24 protein-coding genes and 1 pseudogene are annotated in these 26891 nt (G+C 64.1%); 12 read left to right on the forward strand and 13 right to left on the reverse strand.

Annotated elements, in window-relative coordinates; genetic code table 11:
• The first annotated feature begins 30 nt into the window (after nucleotides 1-30).
• The 5 genes from G5S42_RS17990 to G5S42_RS18010 all read left to right on the forward strand — a co-directional run bounded on the left by G5S42_RS17990 (nucleotide 31) and on the right by G5S42_RS18010 (nucleotide 4466).
• Nucleotides 31-300: a hypothetical protein gene (locus G5S42_RS17990; RefSeq protein WP_176108038.1), complete on the forward strand. Its 270-nt coding sequence runs from the start codon at nucleotides 31-33 to the stop codon at nucleotides 298-300.
• Between the two features lie 11 nt (nucleotides 301-311).
• Entirely contained in the window at nucleotides 312-917 is a 606-nt protein-coding gene (locus G5S42_RS17995) for a HEPN domain-containing protein (protein WP_176108040.1), read from the forward strand.
• A gap of 43 nt (nucleotides 918-960) precedes the next feature.
• Nucleotides 961-1251 (forward strand): hypothetical protein, encoded by a 291-nt coding sequence (locus G5S42_RS18000; RefSeq protein ID WP_176108042.1) that lies wholly within the window; start codon nucleotides 961-963, stop codon nucleotides 1249-1251.
• Nucleotides 1252-1778: 527 nt separating this feature from the next.
• Nucleotides 1779-2117: a hypothetical protein gene (locus G5S42_RS45770; protein ID WP_176108043.1), complete on the forward strand. Its 339-nt coding sequence runs from the start codon at nucleotides 1779-1781 to the stop codon at nucleotides 2115-2117.
• Between the two features lie 405 nt (nucleotides 2118-2522).
• Nucleotides 2523-4466 carry a propionate--CoA ligase gene (locus G5S42_RS18010; protein ID WP_176108050.1) on the forward strand — a complete coding sequence of 648 codons (1944 nt, stop codon included), beginning with the start codon at nucleotides 2523-2525 and terminating at the stop codon, nucleotides 4464-4466.
• Nucleotides 4467-4478: 12 nt separating this feature from the next.
• On the opposite strand, the gene G5S42_RS18015 is transcribed toward G5S42_RS18010, so the two are convergent.
• From G5S42_RS18015 to G5S42_RS18025, 3 genes are all read right to left on the reverse strand, one after another.
• Entirely contained in the window at nucleotides 4479-5273 is a 795-nt protein-coding gene (locus G5S42_RS18015) for a 5'-methylthioadenosine/adenosylhomocysteine nucleosidase (protein ID WP_176108052.1), read from the reverse strand.
• On the reverse strand, nucleotides 5270-7627 hold the full coding sequence (locus tag G5S42_RS18020; protein ID WP_176108054.1) for a UvrD-helicase domain-containing protein: 2358 nt from the start codon (nucleotides 7625-7627) through the stop codon (nucleotides 5270-5272). Before G5S42_RS18020 ends, G5S42_RS18015 begins: the two co-directional genes overlap by 4 nt.
• A 681-nt stretch (nucleotides 7628-8308) precedes the next feature.
• Nucleotides 8309-9574, reverse strand: a complete 1266-nt coding sequence (locus G5S42_RS18025; RefSeq protein ID WP_217709915.1) for an MFS transporter — start codon at nucleotides 9572-9574, stop codon at nucleotides 8309-8311.
• 477 nt (nucleotides 9575-10051) lie between these two features.
• Here G5S42_RS18025 and G5S42_RS18030 point away from each other — a divergent pair, with 477 nt between their 5' ends.
• Nucleotides 10052-11653 (forward strand): methyl-accepting chemotaxis protein, encoded by a 1602-nt coding sequence (locus tag G5S42_RS18030; RefSeq protein WP_176108056.1) that lies wholly within the window; start codon nucleotides 10052-10054, stop codon nucleotides 11651-11653.
• On the opposite strand, the pseudogene G5S42_RS44360 reads toward G5S42_RS18030, so the two are convergent.
• A pseudogene (locus G5S42_RS44360) lies at nucleotides 11608-11922 on the reverse strand (hypothetical protein); the annotation flags it as partial. The gene G5S42_RS18030 and the pseudogene G5S42_RS44360 overlap by 46 nt on opposite strands.
• Nucleotides 11923-12032: 110 nt before the next feature.
• Here G5S42_RS44360 and G5S42_RS18035 point away from each other — a divergent pair.
• Genes G5S42_RS18035 through G5S42_RS18045 form a run of 3 tightly spaced genes read left to right on the forward strand, consistent with a single transcriptional unit; the run spans nucleotide 12033 to nucleotide 15022 of the window.
• Nucleotides 12033-13349 (forward strand): Tle-like phospholipase domain-containing protein, encoded by a 1317-nt coding sequence (locus G5S42_RS18035; RefSeq protein ID WP_176108057.1) that lies wholly within the window; start codon nucleotides 12033-12035, stop codon nucleotides 13347-13349.
• Between the two features lie 14 nt (nucleotides 13350-13363).
• The gene (locus tag G5S42_RS18040; protein WP_176108058.1) at nucleotides 13364-14185 is read left to right on the forward strand and encodes an ankyrin repeat domain-containing protein; all 822 of its coding nucleotides are present in this window, start codon (nucleotides 13364-13366) and stop codon (nucleotides 14183-14185) included.
• Nucleotides 14186-14203: 18 nt separating this feature from the next.
• Nucleotides 14204-15022 (forward strand): ankyrin repeat domain-containing protein, encoded by an 819-nt coding sequence (locus G5S42_RS18045; protein WP_176108059.1) that lies wholly within the window; start codon nucleotides 14204-14206, stop codon nucleotides 15020-15022.
• 114 nt (nucleotides 15023-15136) lie between these two features.
• On the opposite strand, the gene G5S42_RS18050 is transcribed toward G5S42_RS18045, so the two are convergent.
• The 4 genes from G5S42_RS18050 to G5S42_RS18065 are packed head-to-tail and all read right to left on the reverse strand — an operon-like array spanning nucleotide 15137 to nucleotide 20090.
• Nucleotides 15137-16036, reverse strand: coding sequence for an efflux RND transporter periplasmic adaptor subunit (locus tag G5S42_RS18050; RefSeq protein ID WP_176108060.1), 900 nt, complete (start codon nucleotides 16034-16036; stop codon nucleotides 15137-15139).
• Between the two features lie 13 nt (nucleotides 16037-16049).
• Entirely contained in the window at nucleotides 16050-16250 is a 201-nt protein-coding gene (locus tag G5S42_RS18055; RefSeq protein WP_013089944.1) for a DUF1656 domain-containing protein, read from the reverse strand.
• Nucleotides 16240-18456 (reverse strand): FUSC family protein, encoded by a 2217-nt coding sequence (locus tag G5S42_RS18060; RefSeq protein WP_176108061.1) that lies wholly within the window; start codon nucleotides 18454-18456, stop codon nucleotides 16240-16242. Before G5S42_RS18060 ends, G5S42_RS18055 begins: the two co-directional genes overlap by 11 nt.
• Nucleotides 18457-18464: 8 nt before the next feature.
• The gene (locus G5S42_RS18065) at nucleotides 18465-20090 is read right to left on the reverse strand and encodes an efflux transporter outer membrane subunit (RefSeq protein ID WP_176108062.1); all 1626 of its coding nucleotides are present in this window, start codon (nucleotides 20088-20090) and stop codon (nucleotides 18465-18467) included.
• Between the two features lie 211 nt (nucleotides 20091-20301).
• Between G5S42_RS18065 and G5S42_RS18070 the strand changes: the two genes are divergently transcribed.
• Nucleotides 20302-21240 (forward strand): LysR family transcriptional regulator, encoded by a 939-nt coding sequence (locus G5S42_RS18070; RefSeq protein ID WP_176108063.1) that lies wholly within the window; start codon nucleotides 20302-20304, stop codon nucleotides 21238-21240.
• 198 nt (nucleotides 21241-21438) lie between these two features.
• On the forward strand, nucleotides 21439-21591 hold the full coding sequence (locus tag G5S42_RS18075) for a hypothetical protein (protein WP_176108064.1): 153 nt from the start codon (nucleotides 21439-21441) through the stop codon (nucleotides 21589-21591).
• A gap of 19 nt (nucleotides 21592-21610) precedes the next feature.
• Here the strand turns inward: G5S42_RS18075 and G5S42_RS18080 are convergent, their stop codons facing one another.
• From G5S42_RS18080 to wrbA, 4 genes are read right to left on the reverse strand one after another with little or no spacing between them, the layout of a single operon-like run.
• On the reverse strand, nucleotides 21611-22417 hold the full coding sequence (locus tag G5S42_RS18080; protein ID WP_176108065.1) for a metallophosphoesterase: 807 nt from the start codon (nucleotides 22415-22417) through the stop codon (nucleotides 21611-21613).
• A 52-nt stretch (nucleotides 22418-22469) separates the two neighbouring features.
• The gene (locus tag G5S42_RS18085) at nucleotides 22470-23888 is read right to left on the reverse strand and encodes an FAD-binding oxidoreductase (RefSeq protein ID WP_176108066.1); all 1419 of its coding nucleotides are present in this window, start codon (nucleotides 23886-23888) and stop codon (nucleotides 22470-22472) included.
• A 32-nt stretch (nucleotides 23889-23920) separates the two neighbouring features.
• A complete protein-coding gene (locus tag G5S42_RS18090; RefSeq protein WP_176108067.1) occupies nucleotides 23921-24439 on the reverse strand; it encodes a DUF2069 domain-containing protein in 519 nt (172 codons plus the stop codon).
• Between the two features lie 10 nt (nucleotides 24440-24449).
• Nucleotides 24450-25052, reverse strand: a complete 603-nt coding sequence (wrbA, locus tag G5S42_RS18095) for an NAD(P)H:quinone oxidoreductase (protein WP_176108068.1) — start codon at nucleotides 25050-25052, stop codon at nucleotides 24450-24452.
• A 142-nt stretch (nucleotides 25053-25194) separates the two neighbouring features.
• Here wrbA and G5S42_RS18100 point away from each other — a divergent pair, with 142 nt between their 5' ends.
• The gene (locus G5S42_RS18100; protein WP_176108069.1) at nucleotides 25195-26505 is read left to right on the forward strand and encodes a YihY family inner membrane protein; all 1311 of its coding nucleotides are present in this window, start codon (nucleotides 25195-25197) and stop codon (nucleotides 26503-26505) included.
• A gap of 34 nt (nucleotides 26506-26539) precedes the next feature.
• On the opposite strand, the gene G5S42_RS18105 is transcribed toward G5S42_RS18100, so the two are convergent.
• The gene (locus G5S42_RS18105; RefSeq protein ID WP_176108070.1) at nucleotides 26540-26860 is read right to left on the reverse strand and encodes an Mpo1-like protein; all 321 of its coding nucleotides are present in this window, start codon (nucleotides 26858-26860) and stop codon (nucleotides 26540-26542) included.
• Nucleotides 26861-26891: the final 31 nt, after the last annotated feature.

Consider the following 26891-nt stretch of genomic DNA (forward strand, 5'->3'; position numbering starts at 1 on the left):
TCCTAGCGCGGTCTTTTTTTGGGGGCAGCGATGACAACAGGGCAACCGCAGGTCGTCTGGCTCACGCGTGGCGCTAAGGAGCAGTTGCTGGCCTACGCACGCGCGCGGAATCTGTCGCCGGAGGAACTCGGCGGTGACATGATCCTTGCAGAATTGAGACGCCGCCGCGCGCCGCCCGTCGCGCTGCCGCCGCTCGATCAGCCAACGTCGAATCAGCATCGGCTTTCGACGCTTGTCGCTGGTCTGGAGGCGCAGTTCGGCGTCGGCCCGATGCGCCAACTTCTCAGGAAAGGCGACTAGTCCGTGACCATATGACCGCAAGTAACTTCGATCCACATGGACGTGACCTCAATGCGGGGTACTTCTTCAAGCAATCTGCCGAAGACTATGCGGCGGCAAGGTGTTGCCTGTTGAACGGTCTCTTCCCCGGCTTCGTGATGGCAGAGCAAGCCGTCGAGAAGCTAATTAAAGCGTTCATCTTGTTTATGGACCCGGGCTTTAAGCCCAAGGGAAAGAAAGGACACGACCTTGCGCGCCTGATAGAGGTCTTGCACTCCCACTACGGGCACATCTCGCTCGCACCGTATGAAAAGACGATCGAGCTCCTGCAGTCGAGCTATGACGGACGCTATCCAGACTCGGGATCGGATTCGCTGGCCCATATGACGTCACAACTACACGACGTGGACGAGTTGTACGTCTACCTGCTGGATCAATCTCCGATCACTGGCGAACTTCGATACAAGATTGGGGCATGGCCGTACCTATATGCCGCGTACTTCGGGATGACGAACATGCCCGATCCGAAGTGGATGATGCTCAATAATCTCGCGGCTATACGCCTGCTAACGCAGCGGCCAATTCCAGCCAATATTCAGCGCTGGAAGGACGCTCATGACAGGACCGGCAGTGCCTGAAACGCGAAGGTCTGAATGTGTGCCGAGGTCAGCAAGGGCGGGCTTGTCGATCAATGTCGTACCGTTCGACTTCGATTTCCGAACGCGTCCTGATCCTCGCCGTTCAGCGTCGCTTGCCGGTGCCGGGGCCGCCAGCCTGCCCACTAGTCCATACCGACCTTGGCTCGCTCGCCTCGACGACATACTCGACCCGAACGTGTTGGCCGTGCTCACGGCGAATCTGTTCGAGAAACAGTTCCTGTTTGGTCTTGAGAGCGCCGTGTTCATTGAGGAGACCCTTGGCCCTCAGCGCTACCGTTTTTTCAATCCGGGCTATTGCCTGCTCCTGCCTTAAGCACTGTCTCTGAAGTCTCTTGATAGTGTCCTGTTGTGTGGCTGGATCGCACTTCTGGATATGACTACGCAACGTTGTTACATGGCGCTTGATGCGCTCCAGTCGCTCTTCTTTTGTCAGCCTGACCTTACCCATCGTTCACCCCGTCGATTGATACGGCGTCCAGTCAAAGTCCGGCTTCCCGAAGTCATCAGATTTAGGATCCGGGTTCTAGCCGAGACGACATGTTAGATCAACTTCGTAAGAAAGCTCGGAATGCAGAAGCGTGACCCCGCGCGCTGCGATTCGTCCAGATGAACGCGTCCTGATCCTCCCCGAAAGTCACTCGCATACGCCCGAGAACGGGCGTAGCGCCGTTCGCGCCGGGTCGCCCGTGTGCTCGTGACGGGCGCGGGCACGAGCGGCGTGTGCGAATTTTAAAAAATTGCGGGAGTTCTGCCTGCAGGCGAATTCAGGACGGGGGTAGAGACGGGGGTCGGGCCCGGGGAATTTCCCTGAAAACCCCGTCAGACAAGGGGTTCAGCGGGATGCGTCGCTTCGCAGCAGCAAAGAAAGTAGGTGCCGCCCCGCACAGGGGCAACGCTAATAGACCGACAAGCCAGCAAGCAAAGGCCAACACCGCAAAGAACACCACCCGCGCCTTAGACCCGCATCCGTCTCCACGTAAAAAAGCCCACGGCAACTACGACAACCGCAACACCGTCGACGACGCTCAGCACTGGCAAAGGATCAGTCCACTTGTCCATGTTCGTCGTACGCGAATAGTAGGGCTCGCCGTTTCCATACGCTTCGTTAAGGTTGACCACGTTGAACGCGACGACAGCAACGCCAATGGCAATGGCAATGGCAATGGCAATGGCAAGTAAAACTACGCCAGCGAAAACACGGACAAATCTGGTTTTCCGCATGTCAGTACCTGACCGTTAGTGGAATGAAGCAATCCGGCGACGGCGTCGCCGCCTCCTTCAGGTCGCGCACGACACCTGAGACCTCGCGCAGGCCGGAACACGCGGACTACCACGCTCGGAAGCGTATCGATTGGGCAAGCAAACCTCCATGTTTGGGTAAAAGCGATGTGCCACGTTGGCCGTCTCCACCCTACCTGGCATCGAGAAACCTGGATATGGGCGACGGATGAATCTGAGGAACAACGATTTTTTCCTGTTGCTCTTCGCCCTTGCGGCGAACCAGCTTGCTCACCCTCCCGCCCGTAGCTATGCTTGTGCGGATAACCCGCGCCGCGTCGGGCGCGCAAATTGCACGGCCGTTTCATGCCCCCGTCCACTCCCGCCGCACGAGGATCGCCGCCGATGACCCGCTACCGCGATTTCCACCGCCGCTCGATCGAACACCCCGAAGCCTTCTGGCGCGAAGAAGCCCAGCGCATTCACTGGCACACGCCATTCGGCACCGTGCTCGACCGCTCGAAGCCGCCATTTGCGCGCTGGTTCGTCGGCGGCCGCACGAACCTCTGTCATAACGCGGTCGACCGCCATCTGGCCGAGCGCGCACAGCAAAACGCGCTGGTCTACGTATCGACCGAAACCGGCATCGAGCGCCAGTACACTTACGCCGAGCTGTACGCCGAGATCAACCGCATGGCCGCGGTCATGCGTTCGCTGGGCGCGAAGCGCGGCGACGTCGTGCTGATCTATCTGCCGATGATCCCCGAGGCGCTGTTCGCGATGCTCGCCTGCGCGCGGCTAGGCGCGATCCACTCGGTCGTGTTCGGCGGCTTCGCGGCGCCGAACCTCGCCGCGCGTATCGACGACGCCAAGCCGGTGCTGATCGTGACCGCCGACGCCGGCGCGCGCGGCGGCAAAGTGGTCGACTACACGCCGCTCGTCGACGAAGCGCTCTCGCGCGCGAAGCACAAGACGCCGCACGTGCTGCTGATCGACCGGCAGCTCGCGCCCGAGCGCCTGAATGCGCCCTACCTCGTCGCCTACGAGCCGCTGCGCGAACAGTTCTTCGACGCCCACGTCCCGTGCGAATGGCTCGAATCGAACGAGCCGTCGTACGTGCTATACACGTCGGGCACGACCGGCAAGCCGAAGGGCGTGCAGCGCGATGTCGGCGGCTATGCGGTCGCGCTCGCGGCATCGATGGAATACATCTTCGAGGGAAAGGCCGGCGACACGATGTTCACCGCGTCCGACGTCGGCTGGGTGGTCGGCCACAGCTACATCGTGTACGCGCCGCTGATCGCGGGGCTCACCACGGTGATGTACGAAGGCACGCCGATTCGCCCGGACGGCGGCATCTGGTGGCGCCTCGTCGAACAGCACAAGATCAACCTGATGTTCACCGCGCCGACCGCGATACGCGTGCTGAAGAAGCAGGACCCGGCGCTGATGAAGGCAGCCGATCTGTCGAGCCTGCGCACGCTGTTTCTCGCCGGCGAACCGCTCGACGAACCGACCGCCGAATGGATCTCGACCGCGCTGAACAAGCCGGTGATAGACAACTACTGGCAGACCGAAACCGGCTGGCCGATGCTCGCGATTCCGCGTGGCATCGAGGTACTGCCGACCAAGCTCGGCTCGCCGGGCGTGCCGTCGGTCGGCTATAGCCTGACCGTGCGAGACGAGTTGACCGGCGAGCCCTGTGCGCCCGGCGAGAAAGGCGTGCTGACGCTCGACTATCCGCTGCCGCCGGGCTGCATGTCGACGGTGTGGGGCGACGACAAGCGCTTCGTCGGCACCTACTGGTCGAGCGTGCCGAATCAGCAGGTCTATTCGACGTTCGACTGGGGCGTGCAGGACGAAGACGGCTATGTGACGATCCTCGGCCGCACCGACGATGTGATCAACGTCGCGGGCCATCGGCTCGGCACGCGCGAGATCGAGGAGGCGCTGTCGAGCCACGCAGCCGTCGCGGAAGTCGCGGTGGTCGGCGTGACCGATCCGGTCAAGGGTCAAGCGGCGATGGCCTTCGTCGTGCTGCGCGGCGCGCAAAGTGAAGGCGACCCGAGTGAGCGCGCGCGGCTGGCGGCCGAGCTGACGATGACGGTCGACCGCCAGCTCGGTTCGATTGCGCGGCCCGCACGCGTGGTGATGGTATCGATGCTGCCGAAGACGCGTTCCGGCAAGCTATTGCGCCGCGCTATCGCGGCGCTCGCCGAGGGACGCGAGCCGGGCGATCTGCCAACGATCGAAGATCCGGCCGCGCTACAGCAGGTGCGCGACGCGCTCGGCGACGGCGCGAAGAAATAAACCAGCGGGCGCTCAGCCCGCGGCGTGGCGCGTGCCCAGAAAGCGCGCGAGGATCGCGTTCGAATACGTGCCCGCGATGCCGGTCAGGAACGACATGAACGATCCGGGCGCGTGGTCGTCGGCGGTATCGGAGATCGTGCGCACGACCGCGCACAGCACGCCGTACTCGTAGCAGACTTGCGCGATCGCCGCGCCCTCCATCTCGACCGCGAGCGCGTCGGGCAGCGCGTTGCGCAGCGCCGCGACGGCCGCCGCGCTCGCGACGAACTGATCGCCGCTGACGATCAAGCCGCGATGCACACGCGGCTCGCGCGTGCCGAACCGGGCCGCGCATGCCGCGCCCTCTTCGGCGACGAACTGCTCACATGCGAGCGTGAGACGATCGGCGAGCGCCGCGTCGGCGGCAAAGCGCGACATGCCGAGCAGCGGCACCTCGAAGCGCGGAAACAGCGGCGACGCGTCGACATCGTGCTGCATCAGCGTGCTCGCGACGACGATATCGCCGACATGCACATCGACGCCGACCCCACCCGCGACACCGGTGAACACAACGGCTTCGACATCGAACGCGTGAATCAGCGCGCTGACCGTCGCGGCCGCCGCGACCTTGCCGACGCGCGCGAGCGTGACGACACACGGCGTGCCGTGCACGGTGCCGACGTGGTAGTCACGCTGGCCGTACTTGACCGTGCGCACGCCGGACTCGGCGCGCATCGCTTCGATCAGGTCGCCGAGTTCCTGCGGCAACGCGGCCAGAATGCCGAGGGGACGCCGTGCACCGTGGCTGACGTTCAAGGGCTTGCTCATTCGACCGCCTGCAATTTAGCTACCGCCAGCGCCAGCCACTTTTCGCCATGCCGCTTGAAACGGACCTGCGCTTTCGCGTCGGTGCCGTTGCCTTCGAGCGCGGTGATCGTGCCTTCGCCGAACTTCGTGTGGAACACCTGCTGGCCGACGCGAAAGCCCGTTTCGGCCGCGCGCTGCTCGTTCGCGAAGGCGGGTGCCGGCGCCGAGGTCACCGCCGCCGCCGAACCGCCGCCATAGCCCGGCCGTGCAAACCAGTCGCGCCCGTAGCCGGCGTTGTCCGAGCGACCGCCCCAGCGCGAGCCCGCCTCGACCTTCGGCGTGAGCCACTTCAGCGTTTCCTGCGGCAATTCGTCGAAGAAACGCGAGCGGATGTTGTAGCGGGTCTGACCGTGCAGCATCCGGCTCTGCGCGAACGACAGATAGAGCCGCTCCTTCGCGCGCGTGATCGCGACATACATGAGACGCCGCTCTTCTTCGAGGCCGTCCGCCTCCATCGCGCTGTTCTCGTGCGGGAACAGCCCTTCTTCGAGACCGGTGATGAACACCGCGGTGAATTCGAGCCCCTTTGCCGCGTGCACCGTCATCAGCTGCACCGCTTCCTGGCCGGCCTGCGCCTGGTTGTCGCCCGCTTCGAGCGACGCGTGGGACAGGAAGCCCGCGAGCGGCGTCATCGTGTCGGGGTTTTGCGCCGGATCGGCGATGCCCGGGGCGTCGAGGACCACCGTGTTCGGATCGTCTGTCGCGACCGCGAGTTCGGGCGCGGCGCTGGCGCCTGGGCGCAGCGGGATTGAGCGCGCGGGCGTATCGAGCCCGTAGCCTTCCTCGCTGACGAATGCGGCGGCCGCGTTGACGAGTTCCTGCAAGTTCTCGAGCCGCTCCTGGCCTTCGCGCTCGTTCTGATAGAAGTCGGCGAGGCCGCTCGCGCGGACCACGTACTCGACGGTCTCCGGCAGGCTCATCTGCTGCGTGTCGGCGCGCATCTTGCCGACCAGGTTCGCGAACGCGGCGAGGCTCGAGCCCGCCTTGCCCGCGACGTACGGAATCGCCGCGGCCATCGAGCAGTTGTACAGACGCGCCGCGTCGGCGAGCTGTTCGATCGAACGCGCGCCGATGCCGCGGGTCGGGAAATTGACGACGCGGCCGAACGCGGTGTCATCGTTCGGGTTGTCGATCAGGCGAAGGTACGCGAGCGCGTGCTTGACTTCCTGACGCTCGAAAAAGCGCAGGCCGCCGTACACGCGGTACGCGATGCCCGCATTGACGAGCGTGTGCTCGATCGTGCGCGACTGCGCGTTGCTGCGGTAGAGCACGGCGATTTCGCTGCGCGACAGGCCGGTGTTGATCAGCGCGCGGATCTCTTCGACGATCCAGCCGGCCTCCTGCGAATCTGTCGCCGATTCGTAGACGCGCACCGGTTCGCCGTGGCCCGCGTCGGTGCGCAGATTCTTGCCGAGGCGGCGCGAGTTGTTCGCGATCAGCTGATTCGCGGCATCGAGAATATGGCCGTGCGAGCGGTAGTTCTGTTCGAGTTTAATCAGATTGCGCACGTTGAACTCGTGCTCGAAGTCGCGCATGTTGCCGACGTTCGCGCCGCGGAACGCGTAGATCGACTGGTCGTCGTCACCGACCGCGAAGATCGCGTTGTGCTGACCCGCGAGCAGCTTGAGCCACGCGTATTGCAGCTTGTTGGTGTCCTGAAACTCGTCCACCAGGATGTGCCTGAAGCGCGCCTGGTAATGCGCGCGCAGCGGCGGATTGTGCGCGAGCAGCTCGTAGCAGCGCAGCAGCAGTTCGGGAAAGTCGACCACGCCTTCGCGCTGGCATTGCTGATCGTAGGCTTCGTAGAGCTCGACGAACTTGCGGTTGAAGTTGTCGGTGGCGTCGACGTCTTTGGGGCGCAGGCCCTGCTCTTTCGCGTTGTTGATGAAGTACTGGAGATTTTTCGCCGGGTACTTTTCGTCGTCGATGTTGAGGCCCTTCATCAGACGCTTGATCGCCGACAGCTGGTCCGCGGTGTCGAGAATCTGGAACGTGGCGGGCAGCCCGGCGTCGCGGTGATGCGCGCGCAGCATCCGGTTGCACAGGCCGTGGAACGTGCCGATCCACATGCCGCGCGTGTCGATCGGCAAGAGCGCCGAGAGGCGCGCCATCATTTCGCGGGCGGCTTTGTTGGTGAAGGTCACCGCGAGGACGGTCGCGGGGGACGCGAGGCCTTGCTGGATCAGCCACGCGATGCGGGTGATCAGGACGCGGGTTTTGCCGCTGCCGGCGCCCGCCAGGATCAGGGCGGGCTCATTCGGGAGCGTTACGGCGGCGTGTTGTTCGGGGTTTAGATTGGAGAGGAGGTCAGGCATTTTTTTCGCGGAGCGCAGTTCGGGGGACATTATATGCCCCGGCGGGGGCGGCGCTTTTTTGTCGTTGTTCTGGCTTCTTTGGCCTTTCCTTGCTGGCTTGTCGGTCTATTGGCGTTGCCCCTGTGCGGGGCGGCACCTACTTTCTTTGCTGCTGCAAAGAAAGTAGGCAAAGAAGACAGCTCAAACCGCTAACTCTTAAGCGGGTCCCTCGGTCCGCGTGAGGTAGTGGTGCATCTGGAATCCGTGCTCCCGCACATTCCGCGTTCGTGGCAAGGCAGTCATTCTTCCGGCGGCGCTCCGCGCGCCGAATCCCCGCTCCAAAACCACTGGTCATTTCGGCGTGTCGCCGAGGCGGAGCCGAGGGCTCCCGCTGCGCGGGCAAGCCCGCCGGTTTCCCAGGCGGACCCGTCCGCGACGCACGTAGTGCGGAGTGGGAGGGATGATGGCTTTGTCACGAACGGGGAATGTGCGGGGGCACGGATTCCAGATGCACCACTGCCCCAACCAAGCCAGGGGACCCGCTTATGAGCTGACGGTTTGAGCTGTCTTCTTTGCCTACTTTCTTTGCAGCAGCAAAGAAAGTAGGTGCCGCCCCGCACAGGGGCAACGCTAATAGACCGATAACAAAGCAAGGAAAGGCAAACACCCTGTGAAGAACGAAAGGCCCATCCCACAGCGATATCACCCCTTCACCCGCTTCTCTTCAACATCCGGCAGCAAAACGGTGAGCACCCCAATCAACGGCAAAAACGAACAGACCTTATAAACAAACCCAATACTGGTAGCGTCAGCCAACTGCCCAAGCACTGCGGCGCCAACGCCGCCAAGCCCAAAGGCAAAACCAAAGAACAACCCGGCAACCATCCCCACCTTCCCAGGAATCAATTCCTGCGCATAAACAAGAATCGCCGAGAACGCGGAAGCGAGCACCACCCCGATCACAACAGTCAGCACCCCGGTCCAGAACAGATTCGCATACGGCAGCAGCAGCGTGAAAGGCGCGACGCCAAGAATCGACACCCAGATCACATATTTACGCCCGATCTTGTCGCCAATCGGCCCGCCGATCACCGTCCCCGCCGCGACCGCCGCGAGGAACACGAACAGATGAATCTGCGCGGCCTGCACCGACAGATGGAACTTGTCGATCAGATAGAACGTGAAATAGCTGTTGATGCTCGCGAGGTAGAAGTACTTGGAGAACACCAGCAGCACCAGCACGCTCATCGCGAGGATGATCTTGTTACGCGGCAGCGCCGCCTGCGCCGCGTGGCCGCGTGCCTTCCTGACCGACGGATGCCGCTTGTACCAGCGGCCGATCTGCGTGAGCACGACGATCGCCACGAGCGCCGCCGCCGAGAACCACGCAATGCTGCGCTGGCCATGCGGAATCACGATCAGCGCGGCCAGCAGCGGCCCGAGCGACGAACCCGCATTGCCGCCGACCTGGAACAGCGACTGCGCGAGACCGTGACGGCCGCCCGACGCCATCCGCGCGACCCGCGACGACTCCGGATGAAACACCGACGAGCCGCAGCCGACCAGCGCCGCGGCGACCAGCAGCACGCTGAAGTTCGGCGCAACCGACATCAGCAGCAGACCAGCAAGCGTGAAGCCCATGCCGACCGGCAGCGAGTACGGCTTCGGATGCTTGTCGGTATAGCTGCCGACGAGCGGCTGCAGCAGCGACGCGGTGATCTGATAGGTCAGCGTGATCAGACCGATCTGCCCGAACGACAACGAAAAGTTGTCCTTGAACATCGGGTAGATGGCGAGGATCAGCGACTGGATCATGTCGTTGAGCAGGTGCGAAAAGCTGATTGCACCAAGCACGGAATACACGGTGCGCTGCACCTTGGCGGCCGCCGGCGCGGCGGTGACCGGGGAGGCGCTCGCCCCCGTGGCGGATGCGCCGGCGAGGGCGCTTTTATCGAGGCTGGTTTCCATACGCGAGCAGAAGAAGATCAGGCAAATGTGAGAAAAAATCGGCGCTGGAACCGGTGCGGCAGCGCGCTTCGTAGGCGCGTTCCGCAAACCGCTGCGTCATTTGGTCGCGGCACCCGGCGTTTTGACTATTCAGCCGAAGTTTAATGTGGCCGGAGTGAATTGTAAGGACAAGTTTTGTCGCGAATCGGACATGGGGCCGGATGACTTCCCTTTCGCTGACGAATGGCGAATCGTCTGCTCTGCGCTGTCGAGGCATTTTTGGCGGGTTTTTGTCTGCGGTATAAAGCGCTCGCGAATGCGCGGCTCACGAAGCGGCGCGTCGAACATGGGACCGGGAACGGTCGGCGGCGCACGACCCGCCGTCGTCTGATCGCGCGACATTCAAGATCGCGCGGCAGGCTGCCGTAGACCCGGAGAGAAAAGCGGGGACGCCGGAACCGACCTTTCCGGCGCGTCGACACGTGGGGATTGGGGACTATGGAAGCAGTGGCACACAGCGCGGCGGCAACGAAGTTCAACGGCCTGTCGGTAAAGGCGACGCTGCGGATCGCGTTCGCGATCCTGCTCGCCGGCACACTGCTGATCGGCGTGTTTTCGCTGCTGCAGATCGGCCGGCTGAACGCGTCCACGCAATCGATCTACGACCAGGGCCACGTCGCGAGCCGCGCCGCCGAGGAAGCGCGCGGCCACATGCTGCGCGCGAGCCGCGCGCAAAAAATGCTGCTGACCGCGACCACCGCGAAGGAGCGCGACGAACTCGGCGCCGACATCGAGCGCGGCCTCGCCGGTCTGAACGAGCAACTGCGTACGCTGCAGCAGTATGTCGATCCGTCCGACGCGAAGGCGGTCGCCGCGCAGAAGGCGTTCGCCGCGGCGATCGGGACCTGGAGCACCCATCTGCGCGACTTCGTCACGCTCGTGAAAGCGCAGCCGCTCGATCTGTCGCAGATGAACTGGCAGGTCGGCACGCAGGACGTATCGCTGCTCGTCGAAACCGGCAAGCTCGAAAAGCTCGTCGACGAACTTGTCACCCAGCGCGGCACCGCCGCGAAGGCGACGATCGACGCGTCCGGCTTCATCTACCAGTCGTCGTTCGTGATGATCGCGGTGATGACGCTCGCACTGATCGTGCTCGCGTTCGGCATCGCGGCGTGGGTCGTGCGGCGGCTCACCGCGCAGCTCGGCGGCGAGCCCGCGTACGCGAAGGAAATCGCGCGCCGCATTGCCGCGGGCGATCTGTCGAACCGCATTACGCTCGGCGGCAAGGACCGTTCGAGCATGCTGTTCGCGCTGTCCGATATGCAAAGCGGACTCGCGACGACGGTCGCCGACATCGCGTCGAGCGCCGATGCGATCGCGACCGCGTCCGGACAGATTTCGATGGGCAACCTGGACCTGTCGCAACGCACCGAGCAGCAGGCGCTCGCGCTCGAGCGCACCGCGAGCAGCATGGAACAGCTGACGTCGACGGTGCGTCAGAACGCCGACAACGCGAAGCAGGCGAGCTCACTCGCGAACAACGCGTCGGAGATCGCCGAGCAGGGCGGCGCAGTCGTGAGCCGCGTGGTCGCGACGATGAACGACATCAACGACAGTGCGCACAGCATCGGCGACATCATAGGCGTGATCGAGGGAATCGCATTCCAGACCAACATCCTCGCGCTGAACGCGGCCGTCGAGGCGGCGCGCGCGGGCGAGGAGGGGCGCGGCTTTTCGGTGGTGGCGGCGGAAGTGCGCAATCTCGCCCAACGGAGCGCTGCGGCCGCGAAGGAGATCAAGGGCTTGATCCAGACGTCGGTCGAGCGCGTCGGCAACGGCTCGACGCTCGCCGCGGACGCCGGTCAGACGATGGACGAAGTCGTCAAGGCCGTGAAGCGCGTGACCGACATCATCGGCGAGATTTCGGCGGCGTCGTCCGAGCAGAGCGCCGGTATCGAGGCGATCAATCTCGCGGTCACGCAGATGGACGCGGGCACGCAGCAGAACGCGGCGCTGGTGGAGGAGGCCACCGCCGCCGCCCGCTCGCTCGACGATCAGGCACGCGGGCTGAAGGCGATGGTGGGGCAGTTCCGGCTGTAAAAAGCGGCGCGGTGGGAACTGGGGGCCGTTTCTGGCCCGACGACTACCATGCAGGTCGTGCCCGCCGCCAGCATCAGATCGGCCGGCACCGAGTCGATCTTCACGCGCACAGGCACGCGTTGCGCGAGGCACTTCGGCCGGATCGCTGACGCGCACGTGCGGCAGCCTGGCTTCCTCGAAATAGCCATACACCCCAACGAGTGACTATCGAAGATCGCGAGCTTCGCGGCGCCGGCGGTCGCATAGTCGCAGCTGAACACCGCGAGGTTCATCGAAAGCCGATTTTGGGCGGTCGCCCATGTACGGACTGCCTGTCGCACGGTAATTATCTGACTCTGTCAACTCCGGCAGCGACTTCAGATAGACCAACGACACACCTATGTCCCTGTCCGTATTTGAGATGCACTCCGTGGAGCTGTTCTGCCAGCGGCCACTGGGTGCCTGTTACGTCATCTGCGACGAATGGCGCTATAAGGCGTCCCTCGGCAAGGCCGCGGACCTTCCGAAGGCCAGGGCGGAGACCCGGGAATTTCTTGAGATTGCCGAACTAAATCACAGGAAGTGGGAGCAGGACCGGAAGTTGGTCAGGAATCTCCTTGACAGTCACTGGCTGTTTTTTCATAACGTGCGGGACCGTAACCCTGACACCGATGGATGGTGGGTTATCGTGGCTCTTCTCGAAGAGGTTCGCCGGGGCAAACTGCTTGCCATTAGAGGTCCGCGTAATAGCCTGTTTCCGTCACCCTACAGCAGCACGCCGTTAAGGAATCCCGTAGCGAGGACCGGCAGTCATCCGGACGGCGAACCCATTCTGTCCGTCGAGTATGATCCGGCCACCTGGCAAGCCCAGTTAGCCGCTGCGCGCGCAGCCAGGGCGACACCGCCACACATCGAGATACCACAGGCACTGACCAAGGCGCAGCGGTGGCAGACGCGCAAGGCGCTGATTGCGGCGGGAAATGCGGCCATGTCCGGGCGCGTGCGGACGGCGGCTGAACGGCTCGCACGCAACAATGTCGCGGTGGAGAAGGCCAGACTCTCCGATCATGTCTACGAGCCGTCCGGGCCAGTGCCCGAAGGGTGGGCGAACCGCAGCGGGAATATGGGATTGCTACGGCAGTACGGCTTGAAGCCAAAAGACCTGGAAATCGAAGACTCGAATTTCAGGGCGCAGCTATACGAACCGGATGCGGCGGTCTTCGGTGCCGACATGAATCCGACACTCGCCTTCAAGGGAACCGAAATGACGAGCCTGAGCGACTGGTCGAACAACTTCAACCAGAGCGTGGATATGAAGTCGCCTTACTATAGGCGAGCCGTAAATATTGGGGAAAAGCTGCGCGATAGTCGCTCGCCAATTGATATTGCCGGACACTCGCTAGGTGGCGGTCTGTGTTCTGCCGCTTCTTTGGCCAGCGGCAAGGACTGCTGGAGCTTCAATGCCGCCGGTCTGCACCCGGAGACGGTCGAACACTACGGCGGCCAGGTCACGCCATCGAACATCAATGCCTACCATGTGAACGGCGACATTCTGACCGTCGCACAGACGTGGACTCCCCTGCCCGGTGCAGTCGGAACTCCCTATCTCCTTCCCGGCAGCGGCTCGCCCGTGTCGCGGCACTTCATCACGCAGGCAATTGACGGCATCGAGCAGCAGAAGGCGGAGGACATCTCCGTACTTGAAACACTGTCATAGCGAGGCTGAAAGCGATGAAAACACTCAGCCGAATCCTTATCCTGCCGGTGCTGTTACTGGCGCTATCCCCTGTGGTTCATGCAATGAAAAAATTTCCCGCCACTGATTTCTTTAGCGGCCCGCAACTCGAACTGGCGCAGGCCATCGAACGCGGCGACATGGAGCAGGTCCGGCGACTGGCACCGAAGACGGATCTGAACACGCCTGGGCGCAAGAACATGACGATGCTGTTTTTTGCGTTTCAGGAAGCATTGCAGCGCGACCCGCATCGGCTTGCGGTTGCGTCGCAGGTGGTGAGGGCCGGGGCTGATCCCTTGCAGGCTGTACCGGATTTTGGCAGCCCCCTCGGGGTCCTGCTCAACAGCTCCCACCCGGAATTCCTGAGCGCGATGCTGGACGGGGGCGTTGATCCTAATCTGGTCTACAAGGGAGATCCACTAATTTTCTTTGTTGCAGGAGAGTCGACATCTGGCTCACTCGAACTGCTGGTGGAGCGTGGCGCAGATGTGAACCGGCGCGATTCGTTGCGTAATTCAGTGCTGTATGAGGCGCTGGCAAATCGCGCGCTAGATCAGATTGACTACTTGCTGGATCATGGGGCGAATCCCAACACCTACGATATCAAAGGCCTGTCGTTTCCTCAGGCGCTATCAACGCGCATTGCCGATAACGCATCCGCGCCGAATTCCCCGACCTACATAAAGCTAATCGAGATTCGGGATCGCATCATCAGGATGGGCGTGAAATGGCCCCCGGAGACACCGGCACAGATACGGGCGCGCTGGGGGGCAAACGCACCGCGGTGGCTCGATGACCGCAAGCTTCCGCTGCCTTGAATAACGAGGCTGAAAGCGATGAAAACACTCAGCCGAATCCTGATCGTGCTGGTGCTGTTACTGGCGCTATCCCCAGTGGTTCATGCAATGAGAAAATTTCCCGCCACTGATTTTTTTAGCGGCCCGCAACTCGAACTGGCGCAGGCCATCGAGCGAGGTGACATGGAGCAGGTCAGGCGGCTGGCACCAAAGGCGGACCTGAACACGCCTGGACGCAAGAACATGACGATGCTGTTTTTTGCGTTCCAGGAGGCATTGCAGCTCGACCCGCATCGGCTTGCGGTTATGTCGGAGGTGGTGAAGGCCGGAGCCGATCCCTTGCAGGAAGTGCCGGATTTTGGTGACCCGCTCGGGGTCATGCTCAACAGCGCGCAACCGGAATTCCTGCGTGCGATGCTGGACGGCGGTGTTGATCCCAACACCATGATCGAGGGCCGCAGACCCATCGTTTTCTTTGTTACAAGCGATCGCAAATTGGGCTCACTCCAGTTGCTGGTGGAGCGTGGCGCGGATGTGGACCAGCGCGATTCGTTGCGCAACACATCTCTCTACGAAGCGCTAACTGGCTATGACACCGGGGCAGTCAATTACCTTCTCGATCACGGAGCAAACCCGAACACTTACAACATCAATGGAATCTCGTTTCCGAGACAATTGGAATCGCAAATGGAACATGTAGGCCCCACCTCCGAATCAGGTGTCAAACTGGTCGAAATCCGGGACCGCATCATCAGGATGGGCGTGAAATGGCCCCCGGAGACTCCGGGGCAGATACGGGCTCGTTGGGGAGCCAATCCTCCGCGCCGGCTCGATGACAGCAAGCTTCCGCTGCCTTGACGCAGCTACACGCTGGCGAGAGGTTAGAAGTTCTTAACCGCCTCGCATACGACAAGGCGGATAGGGCTGAAGGCGAAGATGAGACAGTTCCGGCTATAAAAAACGATGCGCTCGTCAGCTCGCGTTGGCCGACGCGAAGTGGGAGTTGGAACCCGTCCCCGGCCGCACTACCACCGTGCAGGTCGTGCCCGCCGCCAGCATCACATCGGCCGGCACCGAGTCGATTTTCACGCGCACCGGCACGCGTTGCGCGAGGCGCACCCAGTTGAAGGTCGGATTCACGTCCGCAAGCAGCTCGTGGCTTTGCGGATTGTCGCGGTCGTAAATGCCGCGCGAGATGCTCTCCACATGGCCTTGCAGCGTGCCGCCGCTCATCAGCCGCACTTCGGCCTGATCGCCGATGCGCACGTGCGGCAGCTTGGTTTCCTCGAAATAGCCATACACCCAGAACGAACGACTATCGACGATCGCGAGCTTCGCGGCGCCGGCGGTCGCATAGTCGCCGCGGAACACCGAGAGGTTGGTCACGTAGCCATCGACCGGCGACACGACGCGCGTGCGCTCGAGGTTCAGCTTCGCGGCGTCGAGCGCGGCGAGCGCCTGCTGATAGGCGGCATCGGCGGCGGACGCGGTATGCGTCGCGTTTTCGCGGGCCTCCTTCGACACCACCTGCGAATCCATGTCGGCACGCCGTTGCGCGTCGTCGCGCTTCATCTGCAATTCGGCCTTGCGCGCGGCCACCGCGGCCTGCGCCTGCTCCACCGCGATCTGATAATGCGACGGATCGATCTGCATCAGCAGCTCGCCCTTCTTCACGAACTGGTTGTCCTTGACCGGCAGATCGACGATCGCGCCCGACACGTCCGGCGCGACGTTGACGATCTCGGCGCGTACGCGGCCGTCGCGCGTCCACGGTTCGTCCATGTAATGGACCCACAGCACGCGGCCAATCAGGATCGCGACGATGAAAATGACGGCTGTCGCGATGAAGCCCACAAGATTTCGGATGGTCATGTTTCGACTCTGATCAACGATAAACGGCGAGGCCGAGAAGGCCGCACACGGACACGAGCAAGCTCGCCCGGAACAGGGAGGGATGCCACACCACGCGATAGAGGCCCGTATAGGCGATCACGCGATCGAGTAGCCAGGTCAGCGCGGCGCCCGCGATGAACAGCAGCAGAATGGCCGGCACATAGGCATCGAGCACGGCGATATCACGCGGCATGAGGAGCTCCTTCTTCTGAGGTGTCCGCGCGCGCGCCGATCGCCGAGGCGAGCGGCGACTGCGGATCGAGCAGCGCGGTACGAATGAAATGCAGTTGACTGAGGATGCGCAGCAGCTGATGGCGTTCTTCGCGCGATGGCGTGAAGCCGGCCATCAACTGCTGTACTTGCGCGATCGCGTCGGCGGTCGCCGCGAGAGCGCGCGCGAATTGCTGTTCCCGTGGCCGCTCGAACAGCGCCGCGAGCGCATCGCGCAGCGCACGCAGTGCGACGCGCCACGGTGCCGCCTTGTGGTAGCGCGGCTCGTTGGGCAGCGTCGCGATTTCGCGGCGCAGGTCGATCACCGCGTTGCCGACCTCCAACACTGAAAACAGCCAGCGCAGCGTGTCGCGCTTCGTTTCAGGCTCGTTCTGCGACAGCGAGTTGATCTGGAACATCAGATCGCGCGCGCCGCTCTCGAAGCGCGAGCGCACGCGCGCAAGACTCGCGCGGCCAGCCAGCACCACCTGGCGGCGCAGGTCGACGAGCAGGCGGTTGCGCAGCCACGGCATGGACGGCGGCAGCAGCACCGCGAAAGCGATCGACGCCACCAGCATCGACAGCACCAGCGCGAGCGCGTCGTTCATGAACGAGCTCGGGTCGTAGTGAATCACGTTGTCGGGGCCGGCGAGGAAGCAGAAGAAGATGCAATAGCCGACGCCGTAGCCCGCGAGCTTCGCACGCGTGGTCATGAACACGCCGAGCAGCAGGAACGGCGTGAGCGCGACGCACAGCATCACGAAGCCGTCGATGTGCGGATAGACGCCGAACACCGCGGTCATGCCCATCAGCGTCGCGAGCACCGTGCCGCCGGCCATCTGGAACGCGGTGCGCTTCGGGTCCGGCGACGACGACGCGAGCGCGCACACGGCCGCCGCGTCCAGCGTCAGCGTCGAGCCGCTCGGCCACGCAGTCGCGATCCAGAACGCGCCGAGCACCAGCATCACGATGGCTGCGCGCAGGCCCGCGACGCCGGCCGCGATCGCGTTGGTTTTCGGTTCGTAGCGCTCGATCCAGCGTTCGCGCGCGTGCGTGTCGACCGCGAGCGACGCGTAGGTCGCCGCGTACGCGTGCAGGTCGTCGATGAAGCGGTACAGCAGTTCGGCGCCCGTGTCGAAATCGAGCAACGGCGCGTCGGGATGCGTTTCGAGCTCGTCGCGCGTCGCGCGCACGCGTTTCGGCAATTCGCTCCTGTAGGTGTCGAGCTGCGCCGCGGCGTGCGCGGCGTCGACCGCGCTCAGCACCGGCTCGCCCGACTTCGCGAGCAACGGCGCGATCTCCTTGAAGTACGGCTCGAGCGCGTCGATCGCAATCGACGCGCCGTGGGTGCCGTTCTCGCGCAGACGGTTCATCAGCTGATGCAGCGCGTGAAAGCGCGTCGACGCGGTCATGAACTCGCTGTTCAGACGCGCGAGGCGCCCGCCGCGCATCCGCGAATCGGGACCTTCGAACATGGCGATGCTGCGCGCGGCCTCGAAGCCGACGATGTCGGCGACGAAGCGCGCATTGGTCGCCTCGATCTGCGCGCGGTCGTTGCGGCCGGCCAGCGACGTCGACACGTATTCGACGAAGGCCGAGAAGCGCGCGCGCACAGTGCTGCGCATCTGCTGGCCGGCGAATTGCGGAAACACGAGGCCGCTCACCGCGCCCGCGCAGATGATGCCGATCACGACTTCGGCGACCCGCGTGAGCGCGCTGAGAAACGCGCCGTCCGGATGCTGCCACGCCGGGATGCCGATCAGCGCGGCCGTGTAGCCGGCCAGCACGAAGCCGTACGAACGGAAGTTGCGATTGCGCGCGGCGCCGGCAGTGCAGATGCCGACCCAGATCGCGGTCGTAATCAGAAACAGCTCCGGCTGCTGCGCGAACAGGCCGATCAGCGCGAGCATCACGACCAGACCGACCAGCGTGCCGCAGATCCGGTAGAAGCTCTTCGCGAACACGGCGCCGCTTTGCGGCTGCATCACGATGAACACGGTGGTCATCGCGGTGCGCGGCTGCGGCAGATCGAGTTTCATCGCGATGCCGAGCGCGAGGAAACACGCGGCGAGCGATTTGAACAGGTACATCCACACGAGGCCGTCGGTGCGCGCCCAGTGGGCGGCGGCTTCGTAGAGTGCGGCGAACGACGCGGGGCGCGCGGTCGATTGGGAGGGCGACGAGGACATGGCCTTTCTTACTCGGATGCGGGCGCGTTCGGGGCGCGCGAGGCGGTGGTGGCGGTGGTGACTGCGATCGTCCTGGCGTTGGCGTTCGCATCCGCCTTTGCCTTCGCCGTGCCGGTATCCGCCGAGCCGCTCTTGCCTTCGTTGCTGCCCTTGCCATGCGCCGGCAACGTTTCGTTATCCTGCGGACCGTTGGCCGGATCGTCGAGACCGCCGCCGAGCGCCGTCATCAGCGATGCATGCGCGCCAAGACGCTCGGCCTGCACCTTGGCGACGCCTTCCTGCGCACGCAGCAACTGGTTTTGCGCGACCAGCACGTTCAGATAGTCGGTCAAGCCGCGCCGGAAACCCTCGCGCGACAGATCGTAGTTCCTGCGCGCGGCAGCGACCGAGCGGTCGGCGTCGTCGGCCTGGGTGGTCAGCGAACGGATGCGGATCACCTGGTCGGAAATGTCCTTCAGCGCGGTGACGATCGACTGGTTGTAGCGCTCGACCGCTTCGTCGTAGCCCGCCGACGCGGCGCCGAGCTGCGAGCGCAGCCGGCCGCCGTCGAAGATCGGCAGCGTCAGCGCGGGGCCCGCGCTCCAGCTATGTGACGGACTCTTCAGGAACTGGAACAGCGGCCCCATCGCCGCATAGCCGCCGATCGACGCGAGCAGGTTGATGTCCGGATAGAACCCGGCCTTGGCGACGTCGATGCCGCGCGCCTGTGCGGCGACCGTCCAGCGCGCCGCGACCACGTCGGGGCGGTGGCCGATCAGATCCGCGGGCAGCGCGGCCGGCAAACCGGCGGGCGCGGCGAGCGACAACGTCGGGCGCTGGATCGCGTCGCCGGCGCCTGGACCCTTGCCCGCGAGCGCGGCCAACTGATTGCGGCCGAGCGCAATCTTTTCCTCGATCGCGTCGATCTGGCGCTCGTACTCGGGCATCGGCGTTTCGGCCTGGCTCACTTCGAGCTGCGTGCCGATGCCGCCCCTCAGGCGCCGGTTCGCGAGGTCGACGATTTGCTGCTGTTGTTGCAGCGTGGCCTTCGCGATATCGAGCAGCGCGTAGTTCAGCGACATTTCGATATAGGTGCGCACGACGTTCGCTTGCAGTTCGAGCTGTGCGGCGCGCGCGTCGGCGGCGCTCGCGTGTGCGAGGTCGAGCGCGCGCTCGGCGGCGTTCTTGTCCTTGCCCCAGAAGTCGAGGTGATAGGCGAGGGCGAGGGTGCCGGTGTTGTTCCACGACTGCTCGCCGGCGAGCGGCCCCGGCCCGTAGAACACGTTGTCGGGCCATTGTTCGCGCTGGATCGACAGGCTGCCGTTGACTTGCGGCGCGAGCGCCGCGCGCGCGACGCCGGCCATCGACGCCGCCTCGCGCACGCGCGCCTGGGCGACCGCGAGACTCGGATTGCCGGCCTGTGCGTCCGCGATCCACCGGTTCAGCTGCGGATCGTCATAGGCGCGCCACCAGTCGGCGGCGGGCCACTGCGCATCGGCGTTGGCGGCGCGAATCGCGTTGCCGGCGTCGAGCGATGAAGGATTGATCGTGCGCGTTTGCGGCGCCACGCCCCCGGTACTTGCGCATCCGGCGATTGTTAATAGGATCGTAAGAACCGAGGCTGCGGCGATCCATTTGTGTACCGGAGACTGCACGATTTCCTCCAAATTTGACTATAGAACCTTGTGCGCAATTATATTTTTCGATCAATTGCGGAATAACCGGTAAAGATGCAAGGCATTTTTACGGGACATGAGATAATGGCCATTGCTGATCGTGTAACAATCGCTGCCGATTTTTCGCAACTGTGCTGCATGGGATCGGAGCAAGGGCTAGAGCGCAAACTCCGGTCGACAGAGGATAGGTATGGACACGCTTCAAAACATGCGCGTATTCGTCCGCGTCGTCGAAGCGGGCAGCTTCACGGGCGCCGCGCAACATCTGAATACGACGACGGCCTACGCGTCGCGCGCGGTTTCCGATCTGGAAGCGCATCTGCGCACGCGGCTGTTGAACCGGACCACGCGCCGCATCGCGCTGACCGAGGCGGGCGAGCGCTATCTGCAGCGCTGCGAGCAGATCCTCGCGTACGTGGATCAGGCGGAGGCCGAGGCGAGCGACGCGCACGCGCGCCCGTCCGGCAAGCTGAAGGTTCACGCGATGACGAGCTTCGGCCAGCACTACGTGGTGCCGGCCGTGAGCCGTTACCAGCAGCGCTACCCGGACGTGCATGTCGAACTGACGCTCGCGCAGCGCATGCCGGATCTGCTCGACGAAGGCTTCGACGTGTCGCTGACGCTCGCCACCGTCCTGCCGGACTCGGGGCTCGTGTCGCAGCGCATTGGCAGCGCGTTCAGCATTGCGTGCGCGTCGCCTGCGTATCTCGAGCGGCGCGGCGTGCCGCAAACGCCCGCGGACCTCGCGCAGCACACCTGCCTGCAGATGGTGACGCCGGTGTACCCGCCCGACAAATGGACCTTCGACGGCCCGAACGGCGAGGAAGTCGTGTCGCTCGGTTCGGCGACGTTCCAGGTGAACGTGGCCGAGGCGATGGTCGTGGCTGTCGCCCAGGGCATGGGCATCGCGCTGATTCCGATCTACTCGGCGATCAGTGGTTTGCGCAGCGGTGAACTGGTGTGGCTGCTGCCCGAGTACACGTCACAGCAGATGAATCTGTATGCGCTGTATCCGTCGCGGCAGTATCTCGATGCGAAGATCCGCACATGGGTCGAATTCCTGCGCGACGAGTTGCCCTCGACGCTGGCGGCGGATCAGGAAGAATTGCGGCAGTTCGCGCGAACCTGAACGGTCTGCTCGTCAAGCGTTGACGTTCGAGGGGCGCGCGACGTGACAGCCTGTTACACACGCCCCGCGTCGCAACATTTCTTTACTTCTGCCGCGCAGTCGATTTGTTAACGTGTCGTTCACGCGTCGCCGCTCTGGCCGGACGCGCTGGATTCGCCGCCGTTCGGCACCTCGCAACCACTGAAGGACGACACATCCATGGATACGCACCTGATGATCGGCTTGGCCGTCATGTTCGGATTGATCGGCGTCGCCGCGTCGCGCGATTTGCTGCGCCGCATGCGTGTACAGCAGCCGCGGCTCGTGCCGGTCGAAGTCGAGTCACAGGATGCGCCGCGGCCAGAGCGGTGAGCGGGCCCGCTAGAACCAGCTAGATCTCGACGACCTTGTCCCACGCAAACAGCGGATTTTCCCACTCGCGCGTGCGCCGGTCGAAATAGCCGCGCGGATTGCACACCACACGCGTGCCGTCCACCACATAGTCGAACGACGTATGCGTGTGGCCGTGAATCCACAACGCGACGGGCGCGCGCACGAGCTCCGGCAGGTGATTGACGAAGCCCGCCGACACGCGGTCCTCGGCAAAGCGCTCGGCGAGACTCAGCCGATGCGGCGCATGGTGCGTGACCACGATCGTTTGGCCGGCGAATGGTTTGGTCAGCTCGCTTTCGAGCCACGCGCGCGCATGCTGGTGCAGCGCGAGCGAATCGGCCGGCGTGAAGTCGCGCGCCGCATCGCGCGGGTCGTGCGGCCAGTTCATCTGGATCAGCCCGCGATAATCGAGCATGACGCGCCGCGCGGCGACGATCGATTCCTCGATTGCTTCGGGCGTCGCGCCGTACAGCGCAAAGTCTGTCCACAGCGTCGTGCCGAGCACGCGCCAGCGCCCCTGGCTATCGACGAGCGTGGCGTTGTTCAGCACGTGCACGTTATCGACCTGTGCGGCCGCGTCGAGCGTCGCGCTCTCCAGCGCGCCGAACTCGCCGTCGTAATACTCGTGATTGCCCGGTACGTAGACGACCGGCACCGTGTCGTCGAACGCCTGCGCGGCCCAGCGCGGGCCGGCCGCGTGGTTGTGAATGTCGCCCGCCAGCACGACCAGATCCGCCTGCGCATGCGGGATCAGTTCAGGCTCGTCGTTTTCCAGATGCAGATCGGACAGCACGCGAATCTTCACGGACGCGCCTCCTGCGAAACGCCGCCGCGCCGGATCGCGGTGGCTTCAAACATTAGCGTAGCACCTTGCCCGGATTCATCAGGTTCAGCGGATCGAGCGCCTGCTTGATCGCGCGCATCATCCGCACCTCGACGTCCTGTTTGTAGTGCGCGGCTTCGTCGATCTTCAGCTGGCCAAGTCCGTGTTCCGCGCTGATGCTGCCGCGGTGCGCATTCACGCTGTCGTAGACGATCCGGTTGATCGGGCTCTGATACTGGCGCAGAAACGCCTTCGCATCGACGCCCTCGGGCGCCTGCACGTTGTAGTGCAGATTGCCGTCGCCGAGATGGCCGAACGTGACCATGCGCGCGCCCGGCGCGGCTTGCGCGATCGCGGCATCGGTCGCTTCGATGAAGTGGCCGATGCGTGAGATCGGCACCGCGATGTCGTGCTTGATGTTCAGGCCTTCCTCGGCCTGCGCGAGCGGAATGTGCTCGCGCAGATTCCAGAACGCGCGCGACTGCGCGAGGTTTTCCGCGACCACGGCGTCTTCGACGAGACCCTGTTCGAGCGCGGTTTCCATCAGCCCCTCGAACAGCCTGCGCGCGTGCTCTTCGCTTTCGCTGTCCGACAGTTCGAGCAGCACGATTTGCGCATGCGGTTCGGCGAATGGATAACGCATCTGTTCGAAATGCCGGCCAACGAGGCGCAGGCAGAAATCCGACATCAGTTCGAAGCCGGTCAGGAGCGGCCCGGCGACGCGTTGCGTGAGCGCGAGAAAATCGAGCGCCGCATGCGGCGATGCGAGCGCGGCGAGCGCGGTCACGCGCGCGGCCGGCTGCGGATGCAGCTTCATCACCGCCGCGGTGATCAGGCCGAGCGTGCCTTCCGCGCCGATGAACAGGTCGCGCAGATCGTAGCCGGTGTTGTCCTTGCGCAGCCCGCGCAGGCCGTCCCACAGGTCGCCTTGCGGCGTCACCAGTTCGAGGCCGAGGCACAGCTCGCGCGTGGTGCCATAGCGCAGCACGCCGGTGCCGCCCGCGTTGGTCGACAGATTGCCGCCGATCGTGCAGCTGCCTTCGGCGGCGAGGCTCAGCGCAAACAGACGCCCGGCCGCTTCGGCGTGCTTCTGCACGTCGGCGAGGATCACGCCGGCTTCGACGGTGATCGTGTTGTTGTGCGGATCGATGTCGCGCACGCGATTCAGGCGACGCAGGCTGATGACCGCCTGCGCGCCGCTGGCGTCAGGTGTCGCGCCGCCTGCGAGGCCGGTGTTGCCGCCCTGCGGCACCAGCGCGACGCGATGTTCGACCGCGAGCCTGACGAGCGCGGCGGCTTGCGCGGACGTGGCCGGGCACAGCACCGCGCAGGCCGCGCCGGTGTAGCGGCGGCGCCAGTCGGTCAGAAAGGGAGCGGTGTCGTGCGGATCGGTCAGGACGTGAGCCGCGCCGATGGCGTCGCGGCAGGCGGCGAGAAAAGCGGTGTGTTTCATGCGGATCGGTTGACGGTTTTGAGGCTTGGACGTCAGCGGGGCGGGGTTGGTTCGCCGGTGGTTTGCTTTGCAGCCTGCTTTGCGGCTTGCTTCGCGGCTCGTTTCGCCGCGCGCTTGAACGGCCCGACATACGCGAGCGCGCAGGCGAAGAAGACCACGGCGAGCGCCGCTTGCAGCCAGCCGAGCCGCGCGCCCAAGCCATGATCGCTCCAGCCGCGCACGACGCCTTCGGCGAAATACAGCAGGATCAGCATCGACGCCCATTGCATCGTATAGAGCCGACGTCGCCACACGCCGGGCAACGCGGAGAGCAACGGCAACGCCTTCAGCACGAGCAGCGAGCCGCCAGGCCGCAATGGCGCGAGCCACCATTCCCATGCGACCGCCAGCACGATCATCGCGACCAGTGTGAAAGCGGCGACGAGCGCGGCGGCGGCTTTGGGCTGCACGGGTGCAACGGTTGCGGCTGCCGACGTGCTTGCGAATTCCGCGCCGCTGGCGTCCCGACGGGCGTCGCGGCGTTCGGTTGGTTGCGGATGCGGGTCGTTCACGGCTTTGCGCTCAGGGCCGTTCGGACATCGACGCCGCCGTGCGCGCAACGCGCGCACCCAGCGCAATGGCCAGCGTCCGTTCGTCGGCGGAGATGCCATGGCCGGCCGTGCCCGCGCGCGCGAAATGCGACGCGCCATACGGCGTACCACCGGTTTGCGTGGTGGTCAGCGTGCTCTCCGTGTACGGAATGCCGACGATCAGCATGCCGTGATGGAGCAGTGGCAGCATCATCGACAGCAGCGTGGATTCCTGGCCGCCGTGCAGGCTGCCGGTCGACGTGAACACGCAGGCCGGCTTGCCTGACAGCGCGCCGGATAGCCACTGCGGCGTGGTGCCGTCGAGAAAGTATTTGAGCGCGGCCGCCATGTTGCCGAAGCGGGTCGGTGAGCCGAGCGCGAGGCCCGCGCATTCTTCGAGGTCACGCAGCTCGACGTACGGTGGTCCTTCGGCGGGGATGTCCGGCTCGCTCGCCTCGCAGACCGTGGAAACCGCTGGTACGGTGCGCACGCGCGCCTGCATGCCGGGGACGCTGTCGACGCCGTGCGCGATCGCCAGCGCGAGCTCGCGCGTGGCGCCGTGACGGCTGTAATAAAGCACGAGAATGTCTTTCATAGGCCTCATCATTGAACGGGTATTATAGGGGTTCGGTCCGTTGCACAGGACATTCATAGCCGTTCGGCCAGGAGGTTCGGCCAAACGCCGCAAGGGGTTCCCGAAGTCCCGTTCTGACGGTTCAGCAAGCAAGGAGGCAGGTTTGTTGGTTAGGGTGCGTTTCGATCTCGACACGCTCAAACGGCTCGCGCAATTCGCCGCGCAACGCATCGGCGAAGACCGGATTCCGCAGGTCGCGGGCAGCCTGACGTTCACCACGATGCTCGCGCTCGTGCCGCTCGCCACCGTCGCGTTTGCGCTGTTCACCGCGTTTCCGATCTTCAGCTCGTTCCAGGCGTCGCTGCAGTTTTTTCTTGCCGATCACCTGATGCCCGCGCAACTGAACGATCAGATCTTCAAGTATCTGAACCAGTTCGCGTCGAAGGCCAAAGGGCTGACAACGATCGGCATGATCATTCTGTTCGTCACCGCGGTGATGACGATGATGACCGTCGAGTCCGCGTTCAACGTGATCTGGCGCGTGCGCAAGGCGCGGCCCGTCGCGCAGCGCATCCTCGTGTACTGGGCGATCATCACGCTCGGTCCAATCCTGATCGGCGTGAGCCTGTCCATCTCGTCGTATCTGTTCACGCAATCGATGTCGTTTAGCGCCGCGCAGCGCATCACGCCGCTGATCGAATGGGCGCTCGCGAGCGCCACGCTGCCGTTCACGATGCTCGCGTTCACGATTCTTTACGTTTATTTGCCGAACTGCCGTGTCGAATGGCGCGACGCGGTGGTCGGCGGCGTGATCGCCGCGGTCGCGTTCGAGCTCGCCAAGCGCGGTTTCGGCTACTACGTGCGCCGTATTCCGACCTATACGGCGGTGTACGGCGCGTTCGCCGCGGTGCCGCTGTTCCTGGTGTGGATGTACCTCTGCTGGTTCATCACGCTGACCGGAGCGATGATCGCATCGGCGTTGCCGGCGATCCGCATCGGTCAGTTTCACCGCCCGGTGTTCTATGGCAGCAATCTGTTCGATTCGCTCGAATTGCTCGCGCGGCTGTGCGAAGCGCGTGAGGGCGGCAGACGTGGCTACACGATGCCCGAGCTTGCGCGCATGCTTCGCCGCGACAAGGATACGACGCTGATGCTGTTGCAGCGTCTCGAGGAGATCGAATGGATCGCGCGGCTGGAGGAGGACCATACCGGCCCGCACTACGTGCTGCTCGCGAACCCGGCGCAGGTGACCGTGCAGCGGCTGTACGACCTGTTCGTGATCGACCGCGCGGAGCTTACGTATCAGCTCGAACTCGACTCCACGCGGGTTGACGGCGGAATGCTGCTCGCCGCGCTCGACAACGACCAGCTGAAGGTGACGCTCGCCGCGCTCCTTGCCTCGCGCGCGGCGGCAAGGGCAGCGCGACCCGGAAACGAGCGCGCGGCGGCTTCGATGCCGCACCAGGCGGCGTGACAGGGCGGCTCGACTTCGAGCCGCGTTGGTAAAACTACAACGAAATCTTCCCCACGCAGATGTCCTTGAACATCACCCAGTCGCCCATCAGGCTGTAAAGCGGATGACGGAACGTGGCCGGTTTGTTCTTTTCGAAGAAGAAATGGCCGACCCACGCGAAGCCATAGCCGCACACCACGGCCGCCGGCAGCCATACCCAGTTGCCGGTGGCGAGCGCCATCGCGAGAAAGCCAATGACTCCGAGCGAGCCGACGAAATGCAGCCGCCGCGACGCGATGTTGCGATGCTCGCTCAGGTAGTACGGATAAAACTCCGCGAAGCTCGCGAAGTGATCGGTATGTGCTGTATGAGCCATAGCGGCCTCCGGAGGCTGAAAAGACAGCTTC

The organism is Paraburkholderia youngii (assembly GCF_013366925.1).
GTDB lineage: Bacteria > Pseudomonadota > Gammaproteobacteria > Burkholderiales > Burkholderiaceae > Paraburkholderia > Paraburkholderia youngii.